Below are 8,044 nucleotides of genomic sequence, written 5' to 3' on the forward strand. Positions count from 1 at the left end.
TCATATCCGATTTAAAGATATACAGGCCTGCAACAACGATTACGGCTGTGTTGACCGCGGCCGATTTTAAGAAACTTGCTTTATTGTAAGCTTAACTCCCCCTATTTAAACCGTTTTTTGAGCCGAGAGCTTTTTGAGTTCGTCTTTAGTTTTTGAAAACCATTGCTGGCTGCTTTTGCGCTCCATTTGGCTCAGATGGGGTACTTCGTTAAGGATATCAGTAAATACCTGGTAAGCATCCTCCGGCCGGCCGGTACGCACCAGGAATAGCCCGTATTGGTACCGCGGCTCAAAATAAGAGTAACGCCCTTTCATCAACTTAAACTCTTCTTCGGCTAAATTGGTTTGGCCTGTTTTTTCCAGCGCTATGGCATACAGGATATGTGCCTTTGAGCGGATAAACTGTGGCAGTTTGTACAGTTTTTTTGCAATGGGGATAACCTCGGCATAGCGTTCCTGTGCCGAGTAAGCAACAATAAGCTGGGCAAGCACGTGCTCGTTTTCTGAAAAGGCACCTGTTAAGCTGGCTATATATATTTCTACCGCCTTATCTGTAAAGCCGCCTGCAAGGTATGCATCGGCCAGTTTTATGCGGTTGGCAAAGGTATCGGTAAAACGAACTTGATCTTCCAGCCGTTTAAGCTTAACACCGGGATTTAGCACCGCGCCCACATCAATCTTGGGCACCCGCATTACTGAACGGTTAGTTAATATTTCGGAATAGATGTAAATAAGGCTTCCTATAACAGGCAGAAATATAATTATCCAAAGCCATTTTTGCTGCGTACCGCGGCGTAAACAGTGTATGGCGCAAACAGCTTCTAAAATAAGGGGGATATAATAAAGGCTACTGCCACCAAACAACATATTCATATGAAAAAAGATATAGGTATTATATTCAAAAATATAAAAATACCGAGTGTTTACCTATAGTTTTCTTCATAAAAACTGCTTTTTATTATTAATAATGTATGGCGATTTTAAACCGGTTAATATTTCCCCATGCCAAAAGCGCCACCAGGAAATTCCAGATGGCGCTTTATCTTTCTAAAATAATCCCAATTGCCCTTTATCGTCAATATCGATATCATCGGGGTTGGTGATCTCAAAATCAATTTTCTTAGGTGCGGGCGGTAGCTGTGGAGTTTCCGGTGGAGCCGGTTTTTCCCCGGCAGGTGCTGTCGGTTTTTCGCCTTGTGGCTCAACCGATTCTGCTATTGGTTGCTTTGCAGGTGGGGCCAACGGCTTTATAGGTTCTGCTACTGGTATTTCAGGCTCATCTTCATCTGCCTCATCCGAGGTTTCGTCGGTGGTTGCCGGTTCATCTGCTTCAACATTGTCCTCCACGTCGGCGGGTTCATCTGCAACTTCTTCGTCGGCTATAAGTTCAACTGTTTTTATAGGGAGTTGCGACAGGCGGTTGCCCATGGCTTTCATCCCTTTTACATCTATAAGGTCGGCAAGGTTTACCTCGATTGTTTCAGGGGTTTGCTCTTTACCTTTTAACTGAACTATAGATACCAGCTGATTTGATTTACCAATATGAATAAGTTTTGATCCTGGTTCTTCACTAATAATAATTACCTGTTTGCCAAGGGCGATATTCTCAAACACAAAACGCTTCACCATGTAGTTCTTCGATTTTCCATCCAGGTGAATAACCGAGAACACTTTTTTAGGATCGAACTTTTCGATTACGATCATTTTATCATCAAAATGATTGTTCAAATCAAAATTGGTAAGCTCGTAAATACCGTTACTCAACACATTCAGGATGCGGTCGTCGCCGTCAAATTCGCCCAGGTATTTGCCTCTGCCATCGGCATTAAGGCGTTTTAAAATATCATCATACCAGATCTTCCGACCGGCCAGGGTTGATACACCCTTACTTTTCAGCAGTATCTTTTTTACCGGGTATTTGGTAATAATATTACCCATTGACCCGCGGCCTTTTATGGCGATTACCGCAAAGTCCTCATCAAACTGCAGCTTTTTTAACTTAGAATGGGGTTTAAGCTGTACGTTAACCACCTCGGCCTCGCCATTAGGGTTGGCGGTGAAGTAAAGCGTTTTGGTACCCTTTGTGCCTTTGGTTAAATCGTACTCCTTATCGCGGGTTACGCCCACTACTGAGAAACGTTTGATATAGCTGATACCGCTTTCGCCATCTTTATATATCATGTTGTAAACCGTACGCTCGTCGTTCTTTTTAAATACGGCAACGTGAATAATATCTTTACCCACAAATACCTTATCCTGTACCTTGGTGATGATGCAGCGTCCATCGGCCCTGAAAACAATGATCTCATCTATATCCGAGCAATCGCCAACCAACTCAACAGTATCGTCTTTTTTCAAGCTCGACCCAATAAAACCGTCAACCCGGTTTACATATAATTTAATATTGGCCAGGGCAACCTGTGCTGCTTCAACTTTATCAAAAGTGCGCAGTTCTGTTTTGCGGCCACGATCCTTACCATATTTTTCCTTTAGTTTTTCAAACCAGGCAATGGTGTAATCGGTAAGGTGTTTCAGGTGATGTTTTACCTGTTTTATTTCGTTTTCCAGTGCTTTCATCTGTTCATCCGCTTTTTTAACATCAAAGCGGGTGATGCTGCTCATTGGCTTGTCAATCAGTTTTTTATAGTCTTCGGGTAATATCTCCCTATAAAACTGCGGAAAGAACGGTTCAAATAAACGGTTCAGCACCTCAACAACCGTTTCAAAATTTCCGGAAGTTTCATACTCCGGATTTTTGTACATGCCCTCCTGTATAAACAGTTTAAGCAATGAGCTAAAGAAGATCTTCTCCATCAATTCCTTTAGCCTGATATCCAGCTCCTGCTTCAGCAGATCCTTAGTAAAGAACGTGCTCTCGGTAAGCATATCGTTCACGCTCATAAAGCGCGGCTTATCTGACTGTATAACGCAGGTATTAGGCGATATGGAAACCTCGCAATCGGTGAAGGCATACAACGCGTCGATAGTTACATCGGGCGAGATACCGGGTGCCAGGTGAATAATGATCTCAACGTTTTGGGCGGTATTATCCTCAATCTTTTTGATCTTGATCTTACCCTTATCATTGGCAGATATTACGCTATCAATTAAACTACCGGTTGTGGTGGTAAAAGGAATTTCGGTAATAGCCAGCGTTTTTTTATCGCGCTCAACAATTTTGGCGCGCACCCTTATCTTGCCGCCGCGCTGCCCCTCGTTGTATAGCGAAGCATCGGCCATACCGCCCGTAGGAAAATCGGGCAGTAAATTAGGGCGGATACCCTTTAATGCGGCTATGGAAGCATCAATAAGTTCAATAAAATTATGGGGAAGTATTTTAGTAGCCAAACCTACAGCAATACCTTCGGCGCCCTGGGCCAGCAATAAGGGAAATTTAACGGGCAGGGTTATAGGCTCTTTATTACGACCATCATAACTGGCTTGCCAAACCGTAGTATCGGCATTAAAAACAACATCCAACGCAAATTTAGACAAACGGGCCTCAATATAACGTGGCGCCGCTGCCGAGTCGCCGGTAACTGGGTCGCCCCAGTTTCCCTGGCAATCGATAAGCAGGTTTTTTTGCCCTATCTGCACCATAGCGTCACCAATTGAAGCATCGCCATGCGGGTGATATTTCATGGTGTTACCAATTACGTTGGCGGCTTTGTTAAAACGCCCGTCGTCCATCTCTTTAAGAGAGTGCAGGATACGGCGCTGTACCGGCTTTAAGCCATCATTGATGTGCGGCACCGCACGGTCAAGTATTACGTAAGAGGCATAATCAAGAAACCAGTTTTCGTATAACCCGTCGAGTGAGGTAACGTTATGTAATTTTTCGTTGTTATTGGCCGGTATCTCGTTTTCGTTCAGATCTTCACTCATTATTTGCTAAAAAAACTTTTGGATTGGTAAAGATAAAAATTATGTGCAGATGTATTGATCGGGTACAAACACATTTTATCCACCAAACAATCCACAATTTGGCACAATTTGATAAAAAATAGCTATAAAACTAAAATGACCAATGCTAAACAACAAATTGCTTTGTTTGCCCGGCATTGGTCATTTATTTATTGGTTGTTACCGCTTATAAATTGGCGTCCATCCAGTCTATACGGGTGTGTAACCATTCTTTAAGGTGGTTAACTTCGTTAGGATAAGTACCGCCTACATAGGTATTTGGCCATACGTAAATACCCAGGATATCCCATTTTTTAAAGTTTTGCTGTTGTGATAGGTCAAGGTAAGCAGCACCCCTGTCAATTGAGGCAAAGATATTGGGGATAGCATTTGCTTTAAGCACCAGCCAGCGTGCCTTTACTTTAGCTTTAAAAGCAGGATCCTGGAATAAACGGCTAAACCATTTCGAATCTTTGATCCACCAGCCGGTAGGCAGACCGGCATCTGTATAATCGGTATTACCGCCAGACAGGTCGAAATCCCAAACCGGGCCCATCCCTAATTTGCCGCCGCGCTCTTTGTAATAAAAATCGCTGCTAAAATCTTTCGCGTCACTATCTTTCATGATCTCCTTTACCAGGAACCATGCAATAAATGAATCTACGTTGATAAATTTAGCATAGCCTTTGTCCGCATCGGCAAAATCAGCAGAAAATAAAGCTTTTTCTGTTTGATTTACATAATCAGATATGTAAGCAAGCTGTGCATCAGATATCGCATCGGGCGATTTTATGGTGAACGGCAAGCCCTGGCTGCTCCAGAAATATTTAGCAGCATCAAGCCTTTGATCAAGCTCCAGCAAATAGCCGCCGGTAATTACATCGGCACCGTTATCCTTTGCTTTAAGTTCGGTAATATCAACCCGACCGGGGTTTACTTCCACCTGCTCGCAAAGGGTATAGCTGCCCAGGTATTCCTTGTTCATAAACACCTCTACGTAACGGCCATGCGGCGCATAGTCTGACCCAAACTGGCGTGCCATTTCAAACGCTATACTGTTACGTACCAATGTTTTATCTGAGTAATTGGCCAGCAATACCCAGTTTTTGGCTGCGGGCAATCCCAGCATCCCGGCTTTGTTTTTGAATTTTAGGCGATATGGCTTTTTAGGCATATCCCAGGTTGAGTTGCCGCGGCCTTTTATCTGCAGATCAATAGAGCCAGCCTGCACATCGTACTTTCCGTTCGCGTTTACGATAAGGCTACCATCAACATAATTGTCCTTTGATACCACCGGGCCGGTTGTTGTTAAATTTAAGATCGGGATACCGGTAAAATTGGAGATCTTGATTTTGTAGTCCTTTACTTTGCCGTTTTTATCGGTGTAAGTAAACGTAACAGGATTGGTAAAATCATGTGCAATCATACCGCTTAGCTGTCTTTGATTACCAATTTTCACATCGGCATTAAATGGCGAAAAACTTAAGGTAAAGTTTTTTTCGTTGCTCATTGCGGGTACAACACCAAAAATCGAATCGCCAACCGTAGTAAAGATCACCGAATCGGTTCCCAGTTTTTTGGGGTTGTATTCGGCCTTTAAACTAAAGTGAATTGGTACAGATGTGGTGTCTGTAGTGGAGACAACTGGAGGCGTAACCGCCTGTTTAGATTCTTTTTTACAGCCAGTTACAGCTGCAATTAATAGCAGGTAAAGTAATTTTTTTCTCACGTTTAAAATTGGTTAATGCTACTAATATACATTGTTTTAATATTATTGTAACAATGACATTACATTAATATTTACAATCTAAATCGTTATAGATCAAAAACCGTGTTTTTACCACCGTTAACCAAATTTTCGTATATATCACAAAGGGCCGCCGTTTCAATTAAAACACGGCGACCTGCTTTGCGGGGGATTAAGAAACTAATCTTTCATGTAATGCTGCAAACGTATTTGCAGGTACCCGGCCTTTATCAACAAGGATTTATCTGCTACAAACGCGTCTATATCGTCGGTACCATTGCTCATTAAACCGTCTTTATAAATGTCTTTAAAGCTGCTGTAATTAATATTGAATTTCCATTCATTTTTTAAAAACCTTATCACTTCAGCGTCTTGTTTCAGCAGCAGCGAATAGTTTATAACCAGATAATCACCAGCTGACAACCGTTTAAGCGTTTTTAAGATCTCCTCATTGTAGTTTATCCAAACCTTTAAAAAATTATCCGCATGCGCTGCATAAAATTGCTTTTGCCTGCGGTCGCGCCTAAAATGCACCCATGCAAGCCTCGACAAATATTTACGGCTCATGTACTTTTTGTCTATATAAGCAAACTCGCGTTTTATCAACGAATTTAATACCGACCGGTAATCGCGAATGATAACTAGGTATTTGGCACTGGGCAGCAATTGGGCATAAGTATCAAAAAACAAACATGTACGCGGGTCTTTCCATGCCCATTGTTTATATAACTTTTGTTTTACGCCAATTATACTTTGCAGCCTGCCTAAATGATATGGTGAAAGTTTAACATCCTTTACATCAACCAATCCCGAAATTTCAAGCCCATTGTTATTAAGTATTTCTTCGTGAAGGTTCAAAAACTCTACATCCTCAAAATGGCCTTCTATATTACCGTCATTTCCCGCAGCAAGGCGCTCGCCAATTTGCAGGCCGCACCGGCTAAGCCAGTTGGTTATTAACGAAGTGCCGGAACGATGCATACCGGTAATTATTAAAGTTTGATTTTGCATGGATAGAATTTAAAGGTTAATATTTTTAACAGGCCACCGATCTTTTACGTGACGAATGATGGTGGTATTGTATATATGCCGATAACTGCGCGGTGCATTCGGCAATACCGGTTGCTTGAGTGTTGATGTACACATCGGGCAAGTGCGGCGGTTGAAAAGGATCATTAATCCCGCTTAAATTACATAACCGCTGCGGGTGTCCCTCGGGCAGCAAGGCTCGCTGGTAAAGGCCCTTGGTATCCCTGTCCATTAATGTTTGCAGGGAACAATCTATATGTACCAGCTTTACCTCGTCATAAGTTTCAATCAATTCGCGGCGCATATCCTCATAGGGCATAATGGCGCTTATGATGGTAACAATACCATGTGTGCTAAACTTATTTGCAATAAAACCTAAACGGCGGACATTTTCAAACCTATCAGCCTTAGAATATTTAAGGTCAGTAAATAACTTTTGCCTGTATTCATCGGCATCAATTATCTCGGTTAAAATGCCTGCTCCGGTCAAGCCATTTTTTACACTATTGGCCAGGGTTGTTTTCCCCGAACCAGATAAACCGCAAAGAAGTATGATCATAGTAATTGAATTTAAATAACAGTGCCCGTTTAAACGTTTATTACTTAAAGGTTAAAACGACAATAATTCCGCTAAAATTGCCGTCGGGCTGCGGTGTATCGATACATAAGGTAATTGTATCGACGAAAGCGGAAATGACGGAGATAACAATTTTAGAATTGCGGGCCATATGAAGTTATAATGGCCATCATTACCCTCTCTTTCCATGTAATATGATGCAGCAATAAATATTTTTATTTATTCTACTAAATAGATAGATATAATAGAATTAATTATATATTTGCAGCAGATAGTTTTTAAATGGTGGTTCATTTTATAGCTACAACGCAGGCGCTGGCTGGCAGCAACCGGATGGTTCGATCCCGTCCCCTGCATCTCTCTTCTCATATTTATGTTTTATAATTGGTGAATTAGAGTTCCTGCCCATCAGGAGCTCTTTTTTTATGCCCGCTATTTTTATTAACCTATAAACTCATTGTAAAAAAGAAATTACTTATTAAAATAATTTAAAAAGTAATGGGAATTAAAAATTAGTTTTATTATGTTTGTATCGCAATGCAGTATATAATATATAACGGAATTTACTTTAGCCTCATGTCGGTGAGGTTTAAACAGTTTTGTTAATTGGTTTGATAAAACCCTCGTTTCGGCGGGGGTTTTTTGTATAGCTATTTTTTGTTCAACATATAAAATCAAAGGTTCAGGAGAAAATTATGGCCCGATTAAATTTATTGGAAGAAACCCGGTACGAGAAGCTGCCGGTAAGTGTTTATGGCAGTAAGCAGCAGGCATCCGTGGCCGTAGCC

Annotated in this window: 5 protein-coding genes; all 5 read right to left on the reverse strand. The window is 41.6% G+C overall.

The annotated features are described in order from the left end of the window. Positions 1-105: 105 nt before the first annotated feature. A complete protein-coding gene (locus tag BLS59_RS28790; RefSeq protein WP_240315371.1) occupies positions 106-873 on the reverse strand; it encodes a PLDc N-terminal domain-containing protein in 768 nt (255 codons plus the stop codon). A 174-nt stretch (positions 874-1,047) separates the two neighbouring features. Further along, positions 1,048-3,885, reverse strand: a complete 2,838-nt coding sequence (locus BLS59_RS28795; RefSeq protein ID WP_091156613.1) for a DNA gyrase/topoisomerase IV subunit A — start codon at positions 3,883-3,885, stop codon at positions 1,048-1,050. A gap of 205 nt (positions 3,886-4,090) precedes the next feature. Next, a complete protein-coding gene (locus BLS59_RS28800) occupies positions 4,091-5,632 on the reverse strand; it encodes a CotH kinase family protein (protein ID WP_091156617.1) in 1,542 nt (513 codons plus the stop codon). A 198-nt stretch (positions 5,633-5,830) separates the two neighbouring features. Next, entirely contained in the window at positions 5,831-6,661 is an 831-nt protein-coding gene (locus BLS59_RS28805; protein ID WP_091156620.1) for a sulfotransferase, read from the reverse strand. Positions 6,662-6,686: 25 nt separating this feature from the next. Then, positions 6,687-7,238 carry an adenylyl-sulfate kinase gene (locus tag BLS59_RS28810; protein WP_091156623.1) on the reverse strand — a complete coding sequence of 184 codons (552 nt, stop codon included), beginning with the start codon at positions 7,236-7,238 and terminating at the stop codon, positions 6,687-6,689. Positions 7,239-8,044 lie beyond the last annotated feature (806 nt).

The organism is Mucilaginibacter pineti, assembly GCF_900101875.1.
In the GTDB taxonomy this organism is placed as follows: Bacteria; Bacteroidota; Bacteroidia; order Sphingobacteriales; family Sphingobacteriaceae; genus Mucilaginibacter; species Mucilaginibacter pineti.

What these genes read in the sequence shown, in the direction of transcription:
- BLS59_RS28790 (WP_240315371.1), bottom strand. Translation starts at nt 873, where the DNA reads ATGAATATGTTGTTTGGTGGCAGTAGCCTTTATTATATCCCCCTTATT.
- BLS59_RS28795 (WP_091156613.1), bottom strand. Translation starts at nt 3,885, where the DNA reads ATGAGTGAAGATCTGAACGAAAACGAGATACCGGCCAATAACAACGAA.
- BLS59_RS28805 (WP_091156620.1), bottom strand. Translation starts at nt 6,661, where the DNA reads ATGCAAAATCAAACTTTAATAATTACCGGTATGCATCGTTCCGGCACT.
- BLS59_RS28810 (WP_091156623.1), bottom strand. Translation starts at nt 7,238, where the DNA reads ATGATCATACTTCTTTGCGGTTTATCTGGTTCGGGGAAAACAACCCTG.